We start from the raw sequence: 22,545 nt of genomic DNA on the forward strand, positions 1-22,545 counted from the left end.
CTATTCTCAAGTGAACAGCAGTAACGTCAGGCGAGCGATGACGCGATGTAGATGTGCAACGCCGGCTGCTACACAAAGAAATCCGGGATCAGGTCTTTTTCCGCCACGCCTTCATGGCGGTAGATCGCGAAGTCGGTGACGCCGGCTTCGCGCAGCACTTCGTCATCGATGAAGAAATTGCCGGTGCAGCCACGGCTCTCGCGCGTCAAGATCGCATGGGCGGCATCGGCGAGGATTTCCGGCTTGCGGCAGCGGCGGCGGAAATCCGGCCCCGTGATCACATTCATCGCATCGGTATCAACAGCGGTGCGCGGCCATAGCGCATTCACCGCCACGCCCTTGTCGCGGAATTCTCCGGCCATGCCCAACACGCAGAGGCTCATGCCGAATTTCGCCATGGTGTAGGCGACATGCGGCGCGAACCAGCGCTCTTCGACGTTGAGCGGCGGCGACATGGTGAGGATATGCGGGTTCGATGCCTTGAGCAGATAAGGCAAGGCCTTCTGCGAGCAGAGATATGTGCCGCGCAGGTTGATCTGGTGCATCAGATCGAACCGCTTCATCGGCGTTTCCAGCGTGCCGGTAAGGCTGATGGCGGAGGCGTTATTGATCAGGATGTCGATGCCGCCGAAGCGTTCGGCTGCCTGCGCCATGGCGGCTTCCACCACCGCTTCCTCGCGCACATCCACCACCAGCGGCAAAGCCTGGCCGCCGGCCTGCTCGATAGCTTCAGCAGCGGAGTAGATGGTGCCGGCCAGCTTGGGATGCGGCTCGGTAGTCTTGGCGGCGACGACGATATTGGCGCCGTCGCGCGCCGCGCGCAGCGCAATGGCAAGCCCGATGCCACGGCTGGCGCCGGTGATGAACAGCGTCTTGCCCTTGAGCGTCGTCATGCGCCCCTCCCCCGTTATTGTTGCTTCTTACTGTGCCGCCTCGGCCATCTCGCGGCGGCTGTATTCATAGACACCGGCTGCATTGACGCGGCGCTCGATCAGGCCCTCATCCATCAGATGATGCAGATGCGCCACGGCTTCGCCGGCGGCCAGGGTCAGATGCCCGGTAATGTCGCGCTTGAACAGCAGCGGCAGGGTATCCAGCGCCGTCATCGGCTTGTCCAGTGCCTGCATCAGGATATCCAGCCGCTCCTGGTGGTGGCGCTTGAGATAGGCGATGCGGGCATGCAGGCCGATGAACACATCGCCATGGGCCGGCAGCACCCATACATCCGCCGGCAGGTCAGCGAAACGGTCGAAGGACTTGAGATAGAGTGTCAGCGCCGAGGCATCCGGTTCGCCGGGATAGACGCCGATATGCGGGCTGATGCGCGGCAGCACCTGATCGCCGGAAATCAGCAGGTTGAGATCGGCGCAATACAGGCTGGCATGTTCCGGCGAATGGCCGCGCCCGATGATGACGCGCCAGTCATGGTCGCCGATGCGCACTAGGTCGCCTCCCACCATGCGGTGGTAGTAGCGCGGAATCTCGGTCACCGCCTTGCGGAAATTGCCAAAGCCACCAGCCTTGATCTTTTCCATCTGGTCATCGCTGAAACCCATGCGCTGATAGAAGTCGATCACTTCCGCCGGCACATCGGGCAGGCTGTCGAGCATCAGCATGCGGCCGAAGCTCCATTCGCCGAGCGTCATCCACAGCGGCGCCTGCCAGCGTTCATGCAGCCAGCCGGCTAGGCCGATATGATCGGGATGGAAATGGGTGCAGAGGATGCGGGTGATCGGCAGGCCACCGAGATGGCGCTCGAACACCTGCTCCCACAGGGCCTGGAGCTTGGAAGAGCGGAAGCCGGTATCCACCACGGTCCAACCTTCGCCATCGCGCAGCAGCCAAAGGTTGATATAGTCGAGGCCGGGAATCGGGATCGGCATGCGCAGCCATAGCGCACCGGGACGCAGTTCGTAGACCTCGGCATCGCCGGGGCGTGGGCCCTGCGGATGTCCGGCCATTGGGTAGCTCAGGCCGATTTCGCGCTCGTGCAGCTCGGACACGGATTGATTTCCTTGCAGTCTGGCGGGGAGTATTTATGACGTTGTTATCGATAATCTAGGGTGACGTTAACGTTAGCGTCAATGGCATGACCTCAAGCCCTTATCAGATAAAGGATTTCGCCAAGGGCGAAATGCTGTTCCGGGCCGGCGATGCGGTGCCGGACGAGGCCGCCGAGGCTTTCCTGGTGCTGGAGGGCCGCCTTGAAGTGTATCTCGACGGCGCCGATGGCGAACCCTTGCCGCTGGGCAGCATCGAGCCCGGCCAGATCGTCGGCGAAATGGCCCTGCTGGATGGCCAGCCCCGCTCGGCCCATGTCGGCGCCGGCCCCAAGGGTGCGCGCTGCGCCGTGATCACCCGGTCTGTGCTGCAACGCCTGGTCGGCGAGGCCGATCCGGTGCTGCGCGGCCTGCTCAATGCCTATGCCAAGCGGCTGCGCAGCGCCAACAAGCAGCATGCCGCCGCCGCCGAAAGTGCCGTCGAGCTATCCGGCCTGAACGAACCCGAGCGGCCGCGTGGCGGCCCGGCCCTGGTCGGCGTTACCAACAAAGCCCAGATCGCCGCCCTGCTGAGCAAGGCAGCCCGCGATGCCGGTTGCGAACTCACGCTTTATCCCAATGGCAGCAAGGCCTGGCCGGCGCTGCAGGCCGGCGCGAAACCCGCCATCGTGGTGGCGGTGGCCACCGGCAGCGAGGATGATGGCCCGGCTCTGGCCAAGCTGATCGCGCTGAAACTGCCGAAGCCGCGTCCCGGCTTCGTGCTGATCGGCCGCGCCGATGGCAAGCCGGTCAGCTTCAACCCGAAGGAAGTGGATGATCTGGTCGACCAGCCGGTGGAAATCACCGTGCTGGCCGATGTGATCAAGGCGCGGCTGCGGAATCCGCCGCGCTCCTAGGGCCGCGCGCTTATGCGCGCAGCAGTTCCGGCGTCAGCTGGGCCAGATCCTTGGCGCCTTCCATGGCGCCGAGGCAGCGGCCTTCTACCGCCGTCAGCACCTGTTCGGCATAGAAGCGCGCCGAGAGAATCTTGGCGCTGAAATACGGATCGGTGCTGCCTGCCGCGATTTCCGCCTTGGCCGCCAGCGCCAGCTTGGCCAGCAGCCAGCCGCCGACGGTTTCGGAAAATGCACGGTGATACGGCGTGGCACCGGACAGCGCCGCATTCGGGTCCTTGGCCAGCGTGCCAGCCATCCACAGCGATGCCTTCACCAAAGCCGCGAGCGCCCGCGACAATTCGCGCTGCACGGAGGTGAAGCCTTCGCCGGCAGCGGCAAGCTGCTTCACAGTAGCCTCGATCTCGGCAAACAGCCGCTTCACGGCTTCGCCACCCTGCAGGCCGAGCTTGCGCGTCACCAGGTCGATGGCCTGGATGCCGTTGGTGCCTTCATAGATCGGCAGGATGCGGGCATCGCGGTAATGCTGCGCGGCACCGGTTTCCTCGATGAAGCCCATGCCGCCATGAATCTGCACGCCGATGGAAGCGACCTCGACACCAACATCGGTGGCCCAGCCCTTGGACAGCGGGGTGAGCAATTCCACCAGCGCCTTGGCATCAGCGGCGGCTTCCTTGTCGGTATCATGATGCGCGCGGTCGATGCTGGCGGCGTTGAGGTAGATCAGCGCCCGCAACGCCTCGGTCTGGGTCTTCATCAGCATCAGGTTGCGGCGCACATCGGCATGTTCGATGATCGCCACATGCTGCTCGGCATTCATGCCGGGATGGCGGCCCTGCTTGCGGCCTTCGGCATAGGAAAGCGCCTGCTGGAAGGCGCGCTCGGCAACTGCCAGGCCCTGGCAGCCGACGCTGAGGCGCGCGTTGTTCATCATGGTGAACATGCAGCGCATGCCCTGGTTTTCAGCCCCGAGCAGCCAGCCGGTGCATTCGTCGTTATCGCCATAGGACATGACGCAGGTGGGGCTGGCATGGATGCCGAGCTTGTGCTCCACCGAGACGACGCGCAGATCGTTGCGGCGGCCCAAGGAACCATCGGCATTGGGGATATATTTCGGCACGATGAACAGCGAAATGCCCTTGGTGCCGGCCGGCGCGCCCGGCAGGCGGGCCAGCACCAGATGCACGATATTCTCGGCCATCTGGTGTTCGCCATAGGTGATGAAAATCTTGGTGCCGGTGATGCGGTAGGTGCCGTCGCCATTCGGCACTGCCTTCGACTTCAGCGCACCGACATCGGAGCCGGCCTGCGGCTCGGTCAGGTTCATGGTGCCGGTCCAGGTGCCTGCCACCATCTTGGGCAGATACATCGCCTGCTGCTCCGGCGTGCCATGGGCGATGATGGCGTCGATGGCGCCCTGGGTGAGCAGCGGGCAGAGCGAGAAGGACAAGTTCGAGGCCTGCACCATTTCCTGCACCGCCATGGTGACGGCCCAGGGAATCGCGCCGCCGCCGATCTCCTCCGCGAAGGGCATGCCGTTCCAGCCGGCCTCGGCGAACTGCTTGTAGGCTTCGGCGAACCCATCCGCCGTGCGCACGGTGCCGTTCTCGACGCGGGAACCCTGCTGATCGCCGATGCGGTTCAGCGGCGCCAGCACGCCGGTGGCGAACTTGGCCGCTTCCTCCAGCACCGCCGCCGCGGTTTCCGGCTCGGCATTGCCCAGGCCCGGCAGGCCGCTCAGTTGCTGCAAGCCCGCCACCTGTTCCAGCACGAAACGCATATCCTTGATCGGCGCGGTGTAGGTCATGGCGGGGTCTCCTCGAACGACTGTTTGATTTGCAGGGTGATAATATGGACCAGCGGCTCAAGCAAGCCCAGGACTGGTAACACCGGACCGATGGCGCTACACAATCGCGCCATGGCTGACGCAGCGACATCCATCACGCCCGACGAGGCCGCCCGCCTGCTGGCCCAGGGCGAGGTGGTGGCGATCCCGACCGAAACCGTTTACGGCCTGGCCGCCGATGCCACCAATCCGGCCGCCGTGGCAAAGATTTTCGCCGCCAAGGGCCGCCCCAGCTTCAACCCCTTGATCAGCCATGTGGCGGATTTCAGCCAGTTGCACGAATTGGTGGAAACCGATGAGCGCGCCCGGCTGCTGGCCGCAGCCTTCTGGCCCGGGCCGCTGACCCTGGTGCTGCCGCGCAAGCCCGGCTGCCCGGTGGCGGAAACCGTGTCCGCCGGCCTGCCCAGCCTGGCGATCCGGCTGCCCGCGCACCCAATAGCCCATGCCATCCTGGCGCAGCTCGGCCGCCCGGCGGCCGCCCCCTCGGCCAACCGTTCCGGCCATGTCTCGCCCACCACGGCACGGCATGTCTGGGACAGCCTGGGAACAACGATGCCGGTGGTGGATGGTGGCGCCTGCCCCGTGGGCCTGGAATCGACCGTGATCGGCCTGACCGGGCCGGACACATTATTGCTGCGCCCGGGTGGCCTTGCCGCCGAAAAGATCGAAGCCGTATTGGGGCAGAAGCTGAAGCTTCCCATGGATGGCAAGCTGGAAAGCCCCGGCATGCTACTAAAGCATTATGCACCGAGTCGCCCGGTGCGGCTTGATGCAACCGCAGCCCAAGGCCGCGAGGGCCTGCTCAGCTTCGGCCCGGCATTGCCCGGCTTTGCCGCGTATTATGTTTTAAGCGAAACCTGCGACCTCGCCGAAGCAGCACAGAAACTTTATGCCGGCCTGCATCAACTGGACCGGGAAGATCTGGATGGCATCGCCGTGATGCCGATTCCGGAACAGGGCCTCGGCAGCGCCATCCTCGACCGTTTACGGCGGGCGGCACGCGGGCGATAATCGGCGCGTCATGACCGCGCTTGCACCTGAACTGCTGAACCGTTTCCGCGACATCGTCGGCCCCAAGGGCTGGGTGTCCGATCCCGATATCCTGGCGCCGCATCTGGTGGAGCCGCGCGACATCTACAGCGGCATCACGCCGCTGATGCTGCGCCCGGCCAACACGGCGGAAGTCGCCGCCATCGTGAAACTGGCGCGCGAAACTCGCACCAAGCTGGTGCCGCAGGGCGGCAATACCGGCCTGGTCGGCGGCAGCATCCCGTTCATGGGCAACGATGAGATCATCGTGTCGCTGCAGCGCCTGAACAAGATCCGCAGCCTGGATGCGCTGAACGATACCATCACCGTGGAAGCCGGCTGTGTGCTGGCGCAGGTGCAGCAGGCGGCGCGCGATGCCGACCGCCTGTTCCCGCTCTCCATCGGCTCGGAAGGCAGCTGCACCATCGGCGGCAACCTTTCCACCAATGCCGGCGGCAATGCCGTGCTGCGCTATGGCAATACGCGCGAACTGGCGCTGGGGCTGGAAGTGGTGCTGGCGGACGGGCAAATCTGGGATGGCCTGCGCGGCCTGCGCAAGGACAATACCGGCTACGACCTGAAAGACCTGTTCATCGGCGGCGAAGGCACGCTGGGAATCATCACCGCCGCCGTGCTGAAACTGCACCCGATGCCGAAAGCCACCGCCACGGCATTCACTGCCGTGCGCGATCCCTCGGCAGCCATCGAATTACTTGCCAAGGCCAAGGCGATGAGCGGCGGCCAGGTGACCGGCTTCGAACTGATCGCGCGGCTGCCGCTGGATTTCGCGCTGAAGCACAATCCCGGCACCAGCGACCCGATTGCGGCGCGCTATGACTGGTATGTGCTGATGGAGTTTTCCTCAGGCAGCGATGATGGCTCGATCGGCGCCACCATGGAAGCTGTGCTTGGCGATGGCTTCGAGGCCGGCCTGGTGCTGGATGCCGCCATCGCGCAATCGGAAACCCAGCGCGTCGCGTTCTGGAAGCTGCGCGAGCTGCTGTCCAATTCGCAGCGCCCCGAGGGCGGCTCGATCAAGTGCGACATCTCGGTGCCGGTGTCGCGCATGCCGGATTTCATCGAACAGGCAACCAAGGCGGTGGAAGCCCATATCCCGGGCGTGCGCGTGGTTGCCTTCGGCCATATCGGCGATGGCAATGTGCATTTCAACTGCTCGCAGCCGGTCGGCTGGGAGCGTGCCAGATTCATGGCGCTGTGGGATGACGTGCACCAGATCGTGCATGATATCGCCCATGGCATGAACGGCTCGATCTCGGCCGAGCATGGCGTCGGCCGCATGAAGATCGACGAGATCGTGCATTACAAGTCGCCCATCGAGATCGAGATGATGCGCAAGATCAAGCGCGCCTTCGATCCCGACAACATCCTCAATCCAGGCAAGGTGGTGAACCCATGATCCGCTGCTACATCGCCGCCAGCCTGGATGGCTACATCGCCGCCGCCGATGGTGGCATCGAGTGGCTGAAGCCGTTCGATACCGAGGATTACGGCTACAAGGGCTTCATCAACGAGATCGGCACCGTGGTAATGGGCCGCGCCACCTATGACCAGGTGCTGCTGTTTCCCGAATGGCCCTACAAGGACAAGCGCGTGCTGGTGGTGACCAGCAGGCCGCTGATCTCGGCGCCGGCCGGCGTCGAGACCCGCCCGGCCCGCTTCCAGGACCTGGCCCAGGAATTGCGCGCCCAGGAACGCGATGTGTGGCTCTGCGGCGGCACGCAATTGCTGGAAGGCTTCCTCGGCATCGACGCCGTGGACCGCCTGGAACTGTTCCTGATCCCGGTGACGCTGGGCGGCGGCATCCCGCTATTCCAGCGCGATACCGGGCCACAGAACCGCCTGCGCCTGGCGCTTTCGACGCCCTATCCGAACGGCGTGGTGAAGCTGGTCTACGATTTCACCTGAACCGCCACCGCCGGGCGCGCCAGCATTTTCTGCGTGCCCATCACTATGGCGAGCAGCGCGATGCCGATGGCATCGCCGACCCAACCCGGAATCAGCGTCATGGCCAGCGCGCCAGCGATCAGCATGGCACGCTCATCCACCCGCAAATGCACCCGGAAATAACCATGCAGGCCGCCAGCCAGCATGGCGATGCCGATGCAGGCGGAAATCGTGGCATGAATGATTTCCGGCCAATCGCCGATCATCAGCAGAGCCGGCTGGAACACGAACATGAACGGCACGATGAAGCCGGCGGCGCCGATCTTCACCGCCGCCCAGCCCGATTTCCATAGATCGGCCTTGGCCAATGAGGCCGCCGCATAGACCGCCAGGGCCACTGGTGGCGTGATCGCCGAGAGGATGGCGAAGTAGAAGGCGAACATATGCGCCGCCGGCTCGATAACGCCGAGCTTCATGATCGCCGGCACCATCAGCGACACCATGACGATATAGGCCGGCGTGGTAGGCATACCCATGCCGAGGATGATCCCGGCCACAGCCGTCAGTACCAGCGCCAGCAGCAGGCTGTTCTGCGCCAGACCGATGATCCAGTTGGTGAAGCTGATGCCGAGGCCGGTAAGCGTGATCGAGCCGATCACCAGGCCGGCGCAGGCACAGGCCAGCGCCACCGCCAGCGTGTTGCGGGCGCCGTCTTCCAGTGCCTCGGGAATCTGGCTCCAGCGCAGTTCCTGCCGCGTGTTGGCGCGCAGCATGGCAACCGGGAAGCAGGCCAGCGTGCCGGCCAGCGCGCAATACGGCGCCGAATAGCCCATGATCATGCCGCCCAGAATGATGGCGATCGGAATGAACAGATGCCCGCGTTCCTTCAATACCGTGAGCAGGCGCGGCACTTCGGCCGGCGGCAGGCCGAGCAGGCCCATGCGCTTGGCCTCGAAATGCACCGCGCCAAAGCAAGCCACATAGTAGAGAATACTGGGAATCAGCGCCCAGACGATGACCTGGAAATACGGCACGGCAAGGAATTCGGCCATGACGAAGGCGGCGGCGCCCATGATCGGCGGCATGATCTGGCCGCCGGTGGAAGCGACCGATTCCACGCCGGCGGCGAAATGCTTGGAGAAGCCGGTGCGCTTCATCAGCGGAATGGTGATCGGACCATCCACCATCACATTCGCCACCGCCGAACCGGAAATGGTGCCGAATAGCGAGGATGACACCACCGCCACCTTGCCGGGACCGCCGGCCTGCCGGCCGGTGAGGGCCAGGGCGAAATCCATGAACAGCCGGCCGGTGCCGGTGCGCTCCATCACACTGCCGAACACCACGAAAATGGTGACATAGGCAGCCGAAACGCCGAGCGTGGAACCGAAGACGCCCTCGGTGGTCATATAGAGCTGGTCGAGCAAGGTGAGCGGATCGACCTTGGTGATCGCCAGCGCCCAGCCCATGAAGAGTATGGCTGTGATCGGCAAAGCCCAGCCGATGACGCGCCGCGTCGCATCCATCACCACGACAACCAGCGCCACGCCGGCAACGACATCAAGCGGCTTCGGATCGTCGATATAGATGATGCGGTTGATGAAGTAGTCGTAATCGATGAACAGATGGCCGAGCGCCAGGGTGCCGCCGGCAACGAACAGCACATCAAGCCAGACAAGACGGCGCGCCTCGCCCTCCTTGGTATCCATGAAAGGATAGAGCAGATAGACCAGGATCAGGGCGAAGGCGAGATGCGTGCCACGGAAGATCAGCGCCTGCGGCGGACCCATGGCGATTACCCACATATGGTAAAGTGCCATCGCCACGCCAATCGGCATCACCACGCGCGCGATCAGGTTCTTGCCCGTCATCCCCGTTCCTCCCCCGGATCGGTCTTATAATAAAAAAGCACCGGCGCCGCTCTCTTACCGAGCGGCGCCGGGCTGGAACGCTTCGGCCCCTTACTTCAGAGCACCGACTTCCTTGTAGTATTTGGCCGCACCCGGATGGAACGGCACGCCGATATCCTCGGCCATGTCCTTCACCGTCATGCGCGCCATCGCCTTGTTCACCGCCACCATGTCAGACATCTGCGTCGCCATCGCCTTGGTGATGGCGTAGATCTTGTCTTCCGGCATCTTGCAGGCCGTGATGAAATGCGCCGAATAGGCAATCGCCGGCACATCGGCATCCTGCTTCGGATAGGTGCCGGCCGGGATCGTGCCCTTCACATAGCCGGCATTGATCTTCTTCATCGCCGCCACTTCGGCGTCAGACACCGGCACCATCTTGATGCCACGCGAGGAAGCCAGATCCATCACCGACGAAGCCGGAATGGTGGTGCCAAGGGTGAAGACCTGGGCATGGCCATCCTGCAGCAGGGCTGCCGCGTCGTTATAGGAGGCCATGAAGTTGACCTTGCCCATGTCGGTATAGGACAGGCTGTTGGCCTTGAGGATGTCGGCGGAAATCGCCTCGGCGGTGTTGCCGCGGGTCTGAACGGCAATGGTCTTGCCCTTCATGTCGCCGACCTTGTCCACCTTGGCATCGGCCAGCGCGACGATCTGGAAATACTGCGGGTAGAGATTGGCGATCTGGCAGACATTGCTCGCCTTCTTCTCAAACGGCGCGCGGCCTTCCAGCGCATCGACGGTGGAGGTCGAGTTGCCGAAGCCGAATTCGACCTTGCCTTCCTCGATGCCCTTCACGTTGGCGATGCCGGCGCCCGGCAGGGTCTGGATCGTGCTGCCCGGCAGCGCTTTTTCAAACATCGCCTTGAAGGTGCCGCCCATCGGCACCCAGACACCGCCCTGCGGGCCGGTCATCAGCTTGTAGGTTTGTGCGCTGGCATCGCCGACGCCACAGGCGGCGGCAAGAGCAAGACCGATAGCGGCGCAAGTGCCGAGACGGCGGGTAAGCATGGCGTTCCTCCGAGTTTATTTTTGTAGGCGAGAGTGTGCGGCAGCGCGCGGCGCCACGTCAAGCCAAGATCGCCATCTGATATATGAGGTTTATGCGAACAGATCGGGCTGGCGCGGCGGCGGCGGCGTGATCCTGCGGCGCAGATCGGCATCGCTTTCGAGATGACCATCGGCATGGATGTGTTGCACTGCGGCACCGCGTGCCAGCAATGCCGGCGTCACCAGATGCGTGCGATGGCATTGCGCCGGATCGCGCTCGGCACACATCATCGCCAATGGCTGCTGCGCGGCCAGTTCCAGCAGCGTCTCGATGCCTGCCGAAAAAACCGGCAATGCCGCGCGCGGCTTGCCGCCAAGTGCCTGGCCGAGCCAGCGATAGGCGATGCCGGCTTCCGGCAGGCTGCGCTCCAGCGCGGCACGGCCGAAATGCGGCAGGTAGCGCGAAGCCGGCTGCGAACGGACATCCGCCAACAGCAGGATGCCATGCTGGCGCAGCAGTGCCACCAGTTGTTCCGTGCCCTGGTTGGAATGACCGATGCTGTAGACCGTGACGTTCAATCACTACTCTCCTGCCGCTGCACGAGTTTGCGCAGATGGGTGCGGATATCAAGCGGCCACGCGGCGCTATGCTGTTCGAACCGCGCGGTGTCATCGGCGAAGAAGGCGCGTGCGGCTTCCTCGAAACCAGGCAGGTTGCCGGCCATGGCGCTCATGAAGCGATACGCGGCATCGCGCCGCGCTCGCGCTTCGGTGCGGCCTTCATCCGCCTTGCGCGCCTGATCGATCAGCCGCCGCAACGCCTGGCTGGCGCCGCCGGGCTGCGCCCCGAGCCACTCCCAATGGCGCGGCAGCAGGGTTATCTCGCGCGCCACAACGCCAAGTTTGGGCCGACCACGCCCTCTCGGCTCCACCTCCTTCGCTTCGGCAGGCGCCAGCCGTGCCGCGATCTCGGCATCGCTGCCACGCAAGTCGAAATCGATCGGCGCGCCGCTGGCATCGTCGAAAACCAGGATGCGTTGCGCCGGATCGGCAGCCAGAGCAGCCTTCACCGCCAGGGCGACATTAGGCAACGGGCCGGCAGCCAGCAGGCGGTCGGCAGTGAAGGCAGTACAGAATACGGGTCCAGTCATTGGTTTTATTTACCCGGATAAAATCCTTGCGTCAATATTACCCGGGTGATATACCGCCGGCCCGATCAGGAGCCAGTCATGGATAACGAGCAGAAGAAAGCGGCCACCGCCGCCTACAAGGAACGCAAGACCGCAGCCGGCATCTTCGCCATCACCTGCCAGCCCAGCGGCCAAAGCTGGGTCGGCAGCGCGCCGGACCTGGCGAAGATCCAGAACCGCATCTGGTTCGCCTTGCGACACAACAGCCACCGCCAGCCAAGCCTGCAGGCAGCCTGGGCGGCCCATGGACCGGATGCCTTCCGCTTCGAAGCCCTGGAGGCATTGGAAGAAGAGGAACTCGGTTTCGTGCGCGACCGCCTGCTGAAAGAGAAGCGCAGCACCTGGTGCGCGCGGCTTGGGGCTGAAGCCTTGTGATCGAAGTCACAGTTACCCAGGGGTAACCGCAGCAGGATTCGACGCTGTTCAGCCGTTTGTTTATACAGTCTCCATCCAGTGAAATGGGAATTCCCCCGAAGGCGGACTTATGAAGCGTGCGACGAAGATCGGCCTGTGGCTTGCGGTGCTGGCGGGTGTTGCCGGCGGCGGCCTCTATGTGCTGAAGGGCCGCCAGACCGCCAATGCGGTGCCGCCTGTTGCGCAGGCGCCCGCTACCCCGCGATTCGAGGGCATTGAATTCTCACCCGCCGATCTCTCGGAGGCCAGGCACGCCGACCTGCGCCAGAGCGTGCGGCTTTCCGGCACGGTGCAGCCGCTGGAACAGAGCAATGTGCGCGCCGAAGTCGCCGCCCTGGTGCTGGAAGTGACGGTGCGCCGTGGCGAAACAGTGAAGAAGGGTCAGTTGCTGGCCAAGCTGGATACCCGCGACCTTGCCGCCCGCCTGCGCGAGCGCGAGAGCAACTTGGCTTCGGCGCGCTCCTCGCTCAGCTTGGCCGAGACCAACCGCACCAAGGCGATCCAGCTCAATCAGCGCGGCGTGAAATCGCAGACCGCCGTGGATGATGCCGAGAATGCCTACAACACCGCGCGCGCCAATGTCGCCGCCATCGAGCAGCAGCTCGCCATGGCGCGCAAGGCGCTGAGCGATGCCGCGATCTATGCCCCCATCGACGGCCAGGTGGCCGACCGCAGCGCCAATCCCGGCGAACGCGTGCCGGTGGATGGCAAGCTGTTCGTGCTGGCCGACCTCACCACCATGGAACTGGAAGCCCTGGTGCCGGCGCGCGATGTGCCGCGGCTCAAGATCGGCCAGCGCGTGGCGCTGAAAGTGGAAGGCTTTGCCGACCGCGAATTCATTGCCCGCATCGACCGCATCAACCCCACCGCCCAAGCCGGCTCGCGCTCGATCCTGGTCTATATCCGCCTGAACAACCCGGACCTCAGCCTGCGCGGCGGCATGTTCGCCAGCGGCGAGGCGATCCTGGCCGAAGCCGCAAACGCCGTGGCGGTGCCTTATGAAGCCCTGCGACGTGATAACGGCGCGCCCTATCTCTTTGTGCTGGCCGATGGCCGCGTGGTGAAGCGCAAGGTCGAGGTTGGCCTGACCGAGACCATCCAGGGCCTGGTACAGATCACCCAGGGCCTGTCGCCGGGTGAAACCGTGATTTCAGCCCCGGGGCTGAAACTCACCGATGGTCTGGCTGCCCGCGTCGCCGGGAGGTAGCCGCCATGTGGCTCACCCGCGTCAGCATCAAGAATCCGGTCTTCGCCAGCATGATGATGCTGTCGCTGCTGGTGGTCGGCCTGTTCTCCTATTCACGCCTCGGCGTCGATCAGTTCCCGGAAGTCGAATTCCCCATCGTGCTGGTGAATACCAGTTATCCCGGCGCCACGCCGGAATCGGTGGAAAGCGAAGTGACGCGGCCGATTGAAGAGGCCGTGAACACCATCAGCGGCATGCGTTCGCTTACCTCGCGCTCACTGGAAGGCCGTTCCAGCGTGGTGATCGAATTCGAGCTGACCATCGACCCGGTGCGCGCGGTGCAGGATGTGCGCGAGAAGGTGGCGCTGGTGACGCCGCAATTCCGCCGCGAGATCAAAGATCCCGAGATCAGCCGCTTCAGCCCGGACAATCAGCCGATTGCCTCCATCGCGGTGCGCTCCGAGCGCCGATCCCTGCGCGAACTAACCACGCTGACCGATCAGGTGATCATGAAGCGGCTGCAGATCGCGCGCGGCGTCGGCCAGGCCTATATCGTCGGCGGCGTGAAGCGGCGCATCAACGTGATGCCGGACCCGGAAAAGATGCTGGCCCAGGGCATCGGCATGGATCAGCTGATGAGCATGCTGCGGGCCGAGAACCAGCAGCTTCCCGTTGGCACCCTGACCCGGGCGCAGCAGGAATTCGTGGTGCAGATCGAGGGCCGTGTGCAGGACCCGGCGAAATTCGCCGACCTGATCGTGGCGCGGCGCGGCGGTGCGCCGGTCTATCTGCGCGATATCGCCACCGTGGAAGATGGCGAGGAAGACGATACATCGGTGGCGCTGCTGAATGGCGAGCGCCTGCTGGCCATCGACTTCCTGAAGGTGCAGGGCGCCAACACCATCCAGGTGATCGACAACCTGCAAGTGCTGGTGAAGGAACTGGAGCCGACGCTGCCGCCGGATGTGAACCTGGAATTCGTAAAAGACACTTCACGCGGCATCCGTGTTTCGGTGGATAGCGTGCGCCGCACCCTGATCGAGGGTGGCGTGCTCACCGTGATCATCGTGTTCCTGTTCCTGAATTCCTGGCGCAGCACCATCATCACCGGCCTCACCCTGCCGATTGCCGTGATTGGCACGCTGGCGGCGGTCTATGCTGCCGGTTTCACGCTGAACAAGCTGACCCTGATGGCACTGTCGCTGGCGGTCGGCATCCTGATCGACGACGCCATCGTGGTGCGCGAGAATATCACCCGCCATGTCGCGATGGGCAAATCGCATCGCCGTGCCGCGCTGGAAGGCACCGAGGAAATCGGCCTCGCCGTGCTCGCCACCACCTTCTCCATCGTCGCGGTGTTCCTGCCCGTCGCCTTCATGGGCGGTATCATCGGCCGCTTCTTCCTGCAATTCGGCATCACCGTGGTGGTGGCGGTGCTGATCTCGCTGTTCGTTAGCTTCACGCTTGATCCGATGCTGTCCAGCGTATGGCATGACCCGGACTCGCTGCCCAATGCCAAGCGCGGCCCCATCGGCCGTCTGGTCGGTCTGGTCGACAAGGGCATGGAGAAACTGGGCCGGGTCTATCACCGCCTGCTCGGCTGGAGCCTGCGCTGGCGCTGGCTGGTGCTGGTGATCGCGCTGGCCAGCCTCGTCGGCAGCTTTGCCCTGGCGAAACGCATCGGCACCGAGTTTGTACCCGATGCCGATCTCTCGGAAATCCTCGTTGAAGTGACGGTGCAGCCCGGCGCCTCGCTGGATTACACCGAGGCCAAGCTGCGCCAGGTGCAGGATGCGCTGAAGGAATTCCCCGAAGTGCGCTACAGCTACGGCGCCGCCAATGCCGGCCTGCTGGCGCGCAAGAATGTCGGCACCATCTATGTGCGCTTTGTCGACCTCAAGGACCGCAAGCGCACCCCGGCGGAACTGGCCCAGCCGATGCGCGCCCGGCTGTGGCAGATCGCCGGCATCGACAACATCAATATCGGCCAGCCGAATATCGGTGGCGGCCTGAACAAGACCATCCAGATCAGCCTGCAGGGCCGCGACATCGCCGAGCTTGACCGGATTTCACGCGAGACCATGGCGCTGATCCGCGACGTGCCGGGCCTGGTCGATCTGGAATCGAGCCTGAAGGCGAACAAGCCGACCGTGGCCTTGACCATCGACCGCCAGCTTGCCGCCGATCTCGGCGTCGGTCTCGGTCCGATAGCGGCAACGCTGCGGCCGCTGCTGGCCGGCGACGAGGCCGGCACCTGGAAGGCGCCGGATGATGAGGATTACGACGTGTTCGTGCGCCTGCCGCGCAGCGACCGCGCCGGCCTGCCCGATCTCGACCGGCTCTATGTCGCCTCCAGCCAGACCAATGCGGATGGCAGCCCGAAGATGGTGGCGCTCTCGCAGGTGGCGGATATCGCGCCGTCTGCCGGCTCGACCCAGATCAACCGCCGCGACCTCAATCGCGAAGTTCTGCTCAGTGCCTCCGCCGCCGGCCGTCCGGTGGGCGAAGTGAGCCGCGACATCCAGGCGCGGCTGAACAGCCTGCAATTACCGCCCGGCTACCGCTTCTGGTTCGGCGGCTCGGCCAAGGACATGAATGAAAGCGCCGGCTTCGCCGCCGCCGCCCTGCTGCTGGCGATTGTCTTCATCTACCTGATCCTGGCCTCGCAATTCGCCAGCTTCCTGCAGCCCTTCGCGATCATGAGTTCGCTGCCGCTGTCCTTGATCGGCGTGCTGATCGGCCTCTATGCCTGGGGCTCCACCTTCAACATCTTCTCGGTGATCGGCTTCATCATGCTGATGGGCCTCGTGACCAAGAATGCCATTCTGCTGATCGATTTCGCCAACCAGGCCCGCGCAGCAGGCAAGCCGCGCACCGAGGCCTTGCAGGAAGCCGGCGAAATCCGCCTGCGACCGATCATCATGACCACGCTGGCAATGATCTTCGGCATGGTGCCGCTGGCGCTGGCGCTCGGTGAAGGCGCCAAGCAAAGCTCGGCCATGGCCCATGCGGTGATCGGCGGCCTGATCTCGTCCACCCTGCTCACTTTGCTGGTGGTCCCGGTGATCTACAGCTATCTGGATGATTTCGGCAGCTTCGTGAAACGCTTCCTGCCTAAAGCGCCGGATGACGAGCACGAAGCCGAGAAGCAGCCGGCAGAATAATCAGGATTAATAAGCCTGATCGACGCGGCCCGAACGCGGCTCGCTCTGCTTCATCGCGTTGTATTTCGAATAGGCGGCATTGGCGCGCTCAAGGAAATCCGCCGGCACGGTCTGCATGCCGGGCGGCGCATTGGCGGCCGGCATGTTGGCCGGCTGCGCTGCCGGTTGTGGTGCCGGGACCGACCCGGCATAGGCAGTGCCACGGGTGACACCGAATTTCTGCGTGATGTTGTTTGAGGTGATCGGCTGCGCGCCGACGCCGCGTGTCACCACGCCGCCCTGCTGGGTATCGATCGAGAACCATTTGCGGCCATCGTCGGCAGCGGGGCCGGCGGGCGTTGCGCTTTGCTGTTGCGCGCCTTGCTGTTGCGGTGTGGCTGGCTCCGCCGGCAGCGGCGCGGCGAGATTGTTCATCACCACCGGGCTGTAGGGAATGGTGGCGGCTTGCGCCACCGTGCGCGGGCCAGTATCGCGTGCATTGGTGTCGGGTGAACGGGCATCACGCTGGTCTGCTCGCGACCCCACATTCTGCGTTGCCAGATTCTGGGTCGCCGCACCCTGCCTTGCCGACTTGGCGTCTGCTGGCATGCTGGCAACAAGCGGCCCCGCCGCCGTTCCGACCCAGGCTTGAGCGCCAGCCGGCATTTCCGGTGATGGCCCATTCTGGGCCAGGCCGGTATTGCTGCTATGCCCGAGGCCATCGTCGATGCCGATGGCGGCGAGCGCATGGCTGCCGATATCCTTGCCGGTCTCCTCGTCGATGATGCCGTTCACCACCGAGGCAACCAACCCGAGCGGGCCGCCGAACAGCGCACCGCCGATCAGGCGCGGACCATTCTCGATCGTGTCGCCGGTCACCGCGCGGTAGACGGTGTTGACCACCGGGATGTGCTGTAGCGGATTGATGATGTCGAGGAAGGACGAGAAGGTGAAGCCTTCCGGCCCGAACAGGCCGCGATGCTGCTTGCCGTCGGCGCCTGAAGAGTCATCCAGCGCATTCTGCGCCACGGCTGCACCCGCCTTCGACCCGGCAGCACCCGACACCGGTGCGGTGGCTTTCTGCCACGGCGACACACCCAGCGTCATGTTCTCCGAACTGTCTATGAAGGCGGCAACCATTGCTCTTCCCCTCGCTTTCGGCATTTACCAAAGCAAGGCTGGTGCCAAGTGCAGCCGTATTACATTTCAAAGGGTTATGGGGCGACAAACCACCACCCGGCAATATCTGCCGGGTTCAGAGATAATGCCCTGAGCGCTTTTTCTTGGTCGCCAGGTAGGCTTCGTTGTGGCTGTTGGCGGGGAATTTGTGCGGCACGCGCTCGGCCACGTCGATGCCGGCCGCCGCCAGCCCATCCACCTTCTCGGGATTGTTGGTCAGCAGCCGCACGCTGGAGAAACCCAGCAATTGCAGCATCCGCGCAGCCGGCAGGAACCAGCGTTCGTCGGCGGCATAGCCAATGCGCAGGTTGGCCTCCACGGTATCGAAGCCTTCATCCTGGAGCTGGTAGGCGCGCAGCTTGTTGACCAGGCCGATGCCGCGGCCTTCCTGCGCCATGTAGAGCAGCACGCCGCCGCCGGCTTCGCGGATGGTGCGCACGGCGCCGCGCAACTGCTCGCCGCAATCGCAGCGCAGGCTGCCGAGCAGATCGCCGGTGAAACATTCGGAATGGAGCCGCGCCAGCACCGGCTGGCCGGGATCAGGCCGGCCGATCACCAGGGCGAAATGTTCCGGCCCGCCATCAGCGGCGCGGAAAGCATAGAGCCGCGCATCCTCGGCATCGGCGACAGGCAGCCGCGCCTGGCTCACCGGCTTCAGGCTTTCCGCCGCCGCCTGGTCATAGGCCACCACGGCCTCGGCCTGCACGCGTACCAGCAGATCCGGCATCACGGCATCACCCAGCGGGATCAACAATGCAGCGGGCAGCAGATAGGCCACCTTGGCCAGCTTGATCGCGGCAGCAGCCGCTGCCGGCGGCGCGCCACGGCGGCGCTGATACGGCCCGCGCAGCGGCGCGGCGAGATCGCGGCTGGCATCGGCCAGATCGCGGATCAGGCTGGCGCGTTCAGGCGCCGGCACCGGCAGTTCGGCCAGCGGCAGCAGCAACGTGTCATGCCCGTTGGGCAGAATATGCAGCACGGCGCCGCGCTGCGCGGTCAGGGCCAGGGCGGCCTCGGCCCCAGCCGCAGCACCAGCAAGCGCCAATGCCTGAGCCAGAGCGGCCTCGCTCAAAGTTTCTGCTGCCAAGGCCAGGTAACTGCCTTCCGCCGATTGCAGCAAAACGGCACGCCCACGGCGCCATTCATGGGCGGCGCGGTCGGTGCTGACAGCAATGGTTTCGGCATCAAGAGGCATAGGCAACCGTTTACGCCCCCGGGCTTCTGGCTGCAAGCCGCCGCCCGGCCTGCAAAGCCATGCTCCCAGGTAATGCCCCTTGGGGAAGCCCGGCGGATTCCCGCCTTGTGAACCCGGGCGGCGAGGCGCAGACTGCCGGAGTTAAGGAGGATTCGCGGTGCAAGAGAAGGAACTGCGCCTGGCCCTGGTCTGTTTTGGCGGCGTCTCGCTCGCCATCTACATGCATGGCGTGTCGAAGGAAATCCTTAAATTAGTGCGCGCCTCCAAGGCCTTTCACACCCTGCCCAAGGGTAGCCGCGAAACCATCAGCTATGCCGATACCGAGGATGCCCTGAAGCATCCGCCGGATAGCGAGCTGGTCTATTTCGAATTGCTGCAGGAGTTGAGCAAGCATATCGAGCTGCGCGTGATCGTGGATGTGATTGCCGGCGCCTCGGCCGGCGGGATGAACGGCATCATGCTGGCCCGCGCCCTGGCGCATGACCTGCGATTGGCGCATTTCCGCGACCTGTGGCTGAAGCAGGCCGATGTCGGCAAACTGCTTGATCGCTCCAAGCGCGCCTCGCCCTGGAGCAAATGGTTCATGCGGCCGCTGCTGTGGCTGTTCTCGCGCTCCAAGCTCGGCCGCCTGCTGGCCGACCCGGAAATCCGCGAGAAGGTGTCGCTGTTCACCCGCTCGCGCTGGTTCGAGCCGCCCTTCGACGGCATGCATCTGGGCCGCAAGCTGCTCCAGGGCCTGGAAGCGATGGGGGAGCCTTCCGAACCCGGTGCCTCGCTGATGCCGGCGGGATTGCAGCTTGACCTGTTCGTCACCGTCACCGATTTCTACGGCTACCTGCAGCATATCCCGATCCACGATCCGCCCTTCGTGCGCGACCGCGAGCATCGCCACATGCTGAAATTCCAGTATCGCCGCTGGCAGGATGGCGAGGAGACATCTGATTTCACCCGGCTGGATGCACCGGCCCTGGCTTTCGCCGGCCGCGCCACCTCGGCCTTTCCCGGTGCCTTCCCGCCGGCACAGCTTGGCGAGATCGACGCGCTGCTGGCCGAACGCGGCCGGCAATGGGAAGCAAAAGACAGCTTCCTGAAGAAAAATTTCGGCGACTATCTCGCCGCCGGGCTTGATCCGACGCTCACTTCCTTCGTCGATGGCGGCGTGCTCAACAACAAGCCCTTCGCTTCCGCCATGAAGGCGATCCGCGGCCGCCCGGCCTACCGCCAGGTGGACCGCCGCCTGGTCTATATCGATCCGGCGCCGCTGCGCCCGCCGCCGCCGCCGACCGGCCGCATCCCGGGCTTTTTCCGCACCCTGAAAGGCGCGCTCTCGGATATTCCGCGCAACGAGCCGATCTCGGATGAACTGATCTGGGTCAGCAAGTTCAACGAACGTGTGCGGCATCTGCGCGGCATCATCGACGCGACGCAGCCGCAGATTTCGCGACTGGTATCCGAACACGCACCGGCGGAACGCGACGCACCGCTGAACGAGGACCAGATCCGCGCCTGGCGCCTGGCGGCCAGCGCCCGCGCAGCGCAAGATGCCGGCTTCGCCTATGAAGGCTATATCCGCCTCAAGCTCGGCGCCGTGCAGCAATTCATCCTGCGCCAGATCGAACGCGTCAGCGAATTGCGCGAGAACTCCATCGAATCCACCTGGATCGCCCAGGTGATCACGCGCTGGGCCACGGTGCGCCAAGTCTGCGCCACCGCGCCGAGCTATGCCCGCACGACGCTGGCCAGCAACCGCGATGAACTGCCGCCCTGGGTGCGCTTCCTGCTCGCCTTCGATGTCGCTTTCCGCCAGCGCCGCCTGCGCTTCCTGCTGCAACGGCTGAACACCTTCTATGCCAAGGTCGGCGATCCCGAGCATAAGGGTCTGGAAGCCGTGCAGCTCAACCAGCTGAAGCGGCTGCTCTATGGCGAGCTTGAATCGCTGCGGCGCTATGACACCGGCGGCTTCGTCTCGATCGATACCGCCACGCGCATCCGCGCGCTGTTCCGCCGCTCGATCCAGCCGCAGGAGCCGGAGAAGCTGGCGCAGGATGCTGCTGAATTCGCCGACGCGCATCTGCATGAGATCGATGCCATCGTCGATGGCCTGAATGCCGATATCGCGCTCAATGCCGCCACCAACCGGCTGGATGCGCTGCTTGCCACCCTGCATCCCGATGACTGGAGCATGGCTGCCCGGCGCGACATCCTGGAAAGCTATATCGGCTTCGCCTTCTGGGACGTGCTCACCTTCACCATCACCAATTGGCGCGACCTTGGCGAATTCAACGAAATCCGCATCGACCGCATCAGCCCGGAGGATGCCCGCGCGATCCGCGACGCGAACACGCTGAAAGGCATCAATTTTGGCCGTTTCGGCGCCTTCTTCAGCCGGCCGCACCGCGAGAACGATTATCTCTGGGGCCGCCTGCATGGCGTGGAGCGGCTGATCGATATCGTCTGCGATTCCGGCCTGGATGGCAGCGACGCGCCCCGCATGGACCGCCGCGCCCTGAAATACCGCGCCTTCGAGATCATCCTGGCCGCCGAGGCCCGGCACCTGCGCCACAGCGGCCCGCTGATCGAGGAACTGCGCGCCGAAATCGCGGCCATGCGGATCGCTGCCGGTCTGACCCAGCCGAAGGCCGGATAAAGACCTGAAAAGGCTGTGAACCCTGACAATCGCGGCCTTGCCGGGAGGCTGGAAATGGCTATGCTGGCGCCGCTTTTAACGCCTATCCCTCCCCTCTTCCCGCGAGCCTGACCGTGTTCCATCTCACCGCTTCCCGCCTTGCCCTCATCGCCGGCCTGCTGGCCTGCTCGCTGCCGGCCGCCGTGCTGGCCCAGGGCGCCAAGCCGGCGGCTCCTGCTGCTGCTCCGGCCGCCAACGATCCGGTGGTGGCGCGGGTCAATGGCCAGGCGATCACCCGCTCGCAGGTCGCCGCCGTGTTCGAGACGCTGCCGCCGCAGATGCGCCAGGCGCCGCTGGATGCGATCATGCCGGCGCTGATCAACGAGATCGTTGCCCGCCGCCTGATCAACGAAGCCGCCGAGAAGGCCAAGATCGATGCCGATCCGAAGGTGAAGGAGCAGCTGAAAGTAGCGCGCGAGAACGTGATGCAGCAGGCATTCCTGGAGCGCAACGTGTCGCAGCAGCTTACCGAGGCGCGGCTGAAGCAGCGTTATGACGATCTGATCAAGAGCCAGCCGCCGCGCGACGAAGTGCATGCCCGCCACATTCTGGTAGCCACCGAGGCCGATGCCCTGGCGGCGCTGGAAGATGTGAAGAAGGGTCAGGATTTCAGCGAAGTGTCGAAGAAGCGTTCCACCGGCCCGACCGCCACCACCGGCGGCGACCTTGGTTTCTTCACCAAGGACCAGATGGTGCCGGAATTCGCCGAGGCCGCCTTCGCGCTGCAGCCCGGCCAGGTGACGCAGAAGCCGGTCAAGACCCAGTTCGGTTTCCACATCATCAAGGTGGAAGCGCGCCGTGTGGCACCGCCGCCGTCGTTCAGCGACGTGTCCGAGGAAGTGCGTGAGATCCTGGTGCGCGAGATCGTCGAGCAGACGGTCAACGACCTGAAGAAGGGCGCCAAGATCGAGATCGTGGAACAGCCCAAGCCGGCCGGCCAGTTGCCGACCCTGGCGCCGGCGCCGAAGAAGTAAATCCG

At 64.5% G+C, this 22,545-nt stretch carries 18 protein-coding genes; 9 read left to right on the forward strand and 9 right to left on the reverse strand.

Annotated elements, in window-relative coordinates:
• Positions 1-68 precede the first annotated feature (68 nt).
• Both ACQY7X_RS01150 and ACQY7X_RS01155 read right to left on the reverse strand, forming a co-directional pair.
• Positions 69-893 carry an SDR family oxidoreductase gene (locus ACQY7X_RS01150; protein WP_428248002.1) on the reverse strand — a complete coding sequence of 275 codons (825 nt, stop codon included), beginning with the start codon at positions 891-893 and terminating at the stop codon, positions 69-71.
• A gap of 27 nt (positions 894-920) precedes the next feature.
• Positions 921-2,003 carry an MBL fold metallo-hydrolase gene (locus ACQY7X_RS01155; RefSeq protein WP_428248003.1) on the reverse strand — a complete coding sequence of 361 codons (1,083 nt, stop codon included), beginning with the start codon at positions 2,001-2,003 and terminating at the stop codon, positions 921-923.
• Positions 2,004-2,089: 86 nt separating this feature from the next.
• Here ACQY7X_RS01155 and ACQY7X_RS01160 point away from each other — a divergent pair, with 86 nt between their 5' ends.
• Positions 2,090-2,896 (forward strand): Crp/Fnr family transcriptional regulator, encoded by an 807-nt coding sequence (locus tag ACQY7X_RS01160; protein ID WP_428248004.1) that lies wholly within the window; start codon positions 2,090-2,092, stop codon positions 2,894-2,896.
• Between the two features lie 10 nt (positions 2,897-2,906).
• On the opposite strand, the gene ACQY7X_RS01165 is transcribed toward ACQY7X_RS01160, so the two are convergent.
• The gene (locus tag ACQY7X_RS01165) at positions 2,907-4,700 is read right to left on the reverse strand and encodes an acyl-CoA dehydrogenase (RefSeq protein WP_428248005.1); all 1,794 of its coding nucleotides are present in this window, start codon (positions 4,698-4,700) and stop codon (positions 2,907-2,909) included.
• Positions 4,701-4,811: 111 nt separating this feature from the next.
• Here ACQY7X_RS01165 and ACQY7X_RS01170 point away from each other — a divergent pair, with 111 nt between their 5' ends.
• The 3 genes from ACQY7X_RS01170 to ACQY7X_RS01180 are packed head-to-tail and all read left to right on the forward strand — an operon-like array spanning position 4,812 to position 7,694.
• Positions 4,812-5,750, forward strand: coding sequence for an L-threonylcarbamoyladenylate synthase (locus ACQY7X_RS01170; RefSeq protein WP_428248006.1), 939 nt, complete (start codon positions 4,812-4,814; stop codon positions 5,748-5,750).
• A gap of 10 nt (positions 5,751-5,760) precedes the next feature.
• Positions 5,761-7,185, forward strand: a complete 1,425-nt coding sequence (locus tag ACQY7X_RS01175) for an FAD-binding oxidoreductase (RefSeq protein ID WP_428248007.1) — start codon at positions 5,761-5,763, stop codon at positions 7,183-7,185.
• The gene (locus ACQY7X_RS01180) at positions 7,182-7,694 is read left to right on the forward strand and encodes a dihydrofolate reductase family protein (RefSeq protein WP_428248008.1); all 513 of its coding nucleotides are present in this window, start codon (positions 7,182-7,184) and stop codon (positions 7,692-7,694) included. The genes ACQY7X_RS01175 and ACQY7X_RS01180 overlap by 4 nt, the downstream gene beginning before the upstream one ends.
• Here the strand turns inward: ACQY7X_RS01180 and ACQY7X_RS01185 are convergent.
• From ACQY7X_RS01185 to ACQY7X_RS01200, 4 genes are all read right to left on the reverse strand, one after another.
• Positions 7,679-9,544 carry a TRAP transporter permease gene (locus ACQY7X_RS01185; RefSeq protein ID WP_428248009.1) on the reverse strand — a complete coding sequence of 622 codons (1,866 nt, stop codon included), beginning with the start codon at positions 9,542-9,544 and terminating at the stop codon, positions 7,679-7,681. The two genes, ACQY7X_RS01180 and ACQY7X_RS01185, sit on opposite strands and share 16 nt — an antisense overlap.
• 90 nt (positions 9,545-9,634) lie before the next feature.
• Positions 9,635-10,594: a TAXI family TRAP transporter solute-binding subunit gene (locus tag ACQY7X_RS01190; RefSeq protein ID WP_428248010.1), complete on the reverse strand. Its 960-nt coding sequence runs from the start codon at positions 10,592-10,594 to the stop codon at positions 9,635-9,637.
• Positions 10,595-10,684: 90 nt separating this feature from the next.
• Positions 10,685-11,152, reverse strand: a complete 468-nt coding sequence (locus ACQY7X_RS01195; RefSeq protein ID WP_428248011.1) for a DUF488 family protein — start codon at positions 11,150-11,152, stop codon at positions 10,685-10,687.
• Entirely contained in the window at positions 11,149-11,724 is a 576-nt protein-coding gene (locus ACQY7X_RS01200) for a DUF2239 family protein (RefSeq protein ID WP_428248012.1), read from the reverse strand. The genes ACQY7X_RS01195 and ACQY7X_RS01200 overlap by 4 nt, the downstream gene beginning before the upstream one ends.
• Positions 11,725-11,802: 78 nt before the next feature.
• On the opposite strand from ACQY7X_RS01200, the gene ACQY7X_RS01205 reads away from it, so the two are divergent.
• From ACQY7X_RS01205 to ACQY7X_RS01215, 3 genes are all read left to right on the forward strand, one after another.
• Positions 11,803-12,138: a GIY-YIG nuclease family protein gene (locus ACQY7X_RS01205; protein ID WP_428248013.1), complete on the forward strand. Its 336-nt coding sequence runs from the start codon at positions 11,803-11,805 to the stop codon at positions 12,136-12,138.
• A 109-nt stretch (positions 12,139-12,247) separates the two neighbouring features.
• Positions 12,248-13,384: an efflux RND transporter periplasmic adaptor subunit gene (locus ACQY7X_RS01210; protein WP_428248014.1), complete on the forward strand. Its 1,137-nt coding sequence runs from the start codon at positions 12,248-12,250 to the stop codon at positions 13,382-13,384.
• Between the two features lie 5 nt (positions 13,385-13,389).
• On the forward strand, positions 13,390-16,527 hold the full coding sequence (locus tag ACQY7X_RS01215; RefSeq protein ID WP_428248015.1) for an efflux RND transporter permease subunit: 3,138 nt from the start codon (positions 13,390-13,392) through the stop codon (positions 16,525-16,527).
• A 6-nt stretch (positions 16,528-16,533) separates the two neighbouring features.
• Here the strand turns inward: ACQY7X_RS01215 and ACQY7X_RS01220 are convergent, their stop codons facing one another.
• Together ACQY7X_RS01220 and ribA are read right to left on the reverse strand one after the other, a co-directional pair.
• Complete coding sequence (locus ACQY7X_RS01220; protein WP_428248016.1) at positions 16,534-17,646, reverse strand: hypothetical protein; 1,113 nt, start codon at positions 17,644-17,646, stop codon at positions 16,534-16,536.
• Positions 17,647-17,761: 115 nt separating this feature from the next.
• Positions 17,762-18,880 carry a GTP cyclohydrolase II gene (gene ribA / locus ACQY7X_RS01225; RefSeq protein WP_428248017.1) on the reverse strand — a complete coding sequence of 373 codons (1,119 nt, stop codon included), beginning with the start codon at positions 18,878-18,880 and terminating at the stop codon, positions 17,762-17,764.
• A 157-nt stretch (positions 18,881-19,037) separates the two neighbouring features.
• Between ribA and ACQY7X_RS01230 the strand changes: the two genes are divergently transcribed.
• Both ACQY7X_RS01230 and ACQY7X_RS01235 read left to right on the forward strand, forming a co-directional pair.
• The gene (locus ACQY7X_RS01230) at positions 19,038-21,527 is read left to right on the forward strand and encodes a patatin-like protein (protein ID WP_428248018.1); all 2,490 of its coding nucleotides are present in this window, start codon (positions 19,038-19,040) and stop codon (positions 21,525-21,527) included.
• 113 nt (positions 21,528-21,640) lie between these two features.
• Complete coding sequence (locus tag ACQY7X_RS01235; protein WP_428248019.1) at positions 21,641-22,540, forward strand: peptidylprolyl isomerase; 900 nt, start codon at positions 21,641-21,643, stop codon at positions 22,538-22,540.
• The last annotated feature ends 5 nt before the right edge of the window (positions 22,541-22,545 follow it).

Origin of the sequence: Ferrovibrio sp. (genome assembly GCF_965278975.1) — a bacterium.
Lineage (GTDB): Bacteria > Pseudomonadota > Alphaproteobacteria > Ferrovibrionales > Ferrovibrionaceae > Ferrovibrio.

Bases quoted from the DNA above. Each gene is read 5' to 3' on its own strand.
- ACQY7X_RS01150 (WP_428248002.1), bottom strand. From the start codon at position 893: ATGACGACGCTCAAGGGCAAGACGCTGTTCATCACCGGCGCCAGCCGT.
- ACQY7X_RS01160 (WP_428248004.1), top strand. From the start codon at position 2,090: ATGACCTCAAGCCCTTATCAGATAAAGGATTTCGCCAAGGGCGAAATG.
- ACQY7X_RS01165 (WP_428248005.1), bottom strand. From the start codon at position 4,700: ATGACCTACACCGCGCCGATCAAGGATATGCGTTTCGTGCTGGAACAG.
- ACQY7X_RS01170 (WP_428248006.1), top strand. From the start codon at position 4,812: ATGGCTGACGCAGCGACATCCATCACGCCCGACGAGGCCGCCCGCCTG.
- ACQY7X_RS01175 (WP_428248007.1), top strand. From the start codon at position 5,761: ATGACCGCGCTTGCACCTGAACTGCTGAACCGTTTCCGCGACATCGTC.
- ACQY7X_RS01180 (WP_428248008.1), top strand. From the start codon at position 7,182: ATGATCCGCTGCTACATCGCCGCCAGCCTGGATGGCTACATCGCCGCC.
- ACQY7X_RS01185 (WP_428248009.1), bottom strand. From the start codon at position 9,544: ATGACGGGCAAGAACCTGATCGCGCGCGTGGTGATGCCGATTGGCGTG.
- ACQY7X_RS01190 (WP_428248010.1), bottom strand. From the start codon at position 10,594: ATGCTTACCCGCCGTCTCGGCACTTGCGCCGCTATCGGTCTTGCTCTT.
- ACQY7X_RS01200 (WP_428248012.1), bottom strand. From the start codon at position 11,724: ATGACTGGACCCGTATTCTGTACTGCCTTCACTGCCGACCGCCTGCTG.
- ACQY7X_RS01205 (WP_428248013.1), top strand. From the start codon at position 11,803: ATGGATAACGAGCAGAAGAAAGCGGCCACCGCCGCCTACAAGGAACGC.
- ACQY7X_RS01210 (WP_428248014.1), top strand. From the start codon at position 12,248: ATGAAGCGTGCGACGAAGATCGGCCTGTGGCTTGCGGTGCTGGCGGGT.
- ACQY7X_RS01215 (WP_428248015.1), top strand. From the start codon at position 13,390: ATGTGGCTCACCCGCGTCAGCATCAAGAATCCGGTCTTCGCCAGCATG.
- ACQY7X_RS01220 (WP_428248016.1), bottom strand. From the start codon at position 17,646: ATGGTTGCCGCCTTCATAGACAGTTCGGAGAACATGACGCTGGGTGTG.
- ribA (WP_428248017.1), bottom strand. From the start codon at position 18,880: ATGCCTCTTGATGCCGAAACCATTGCTGTCAGCACCGACCGCGCCGCC.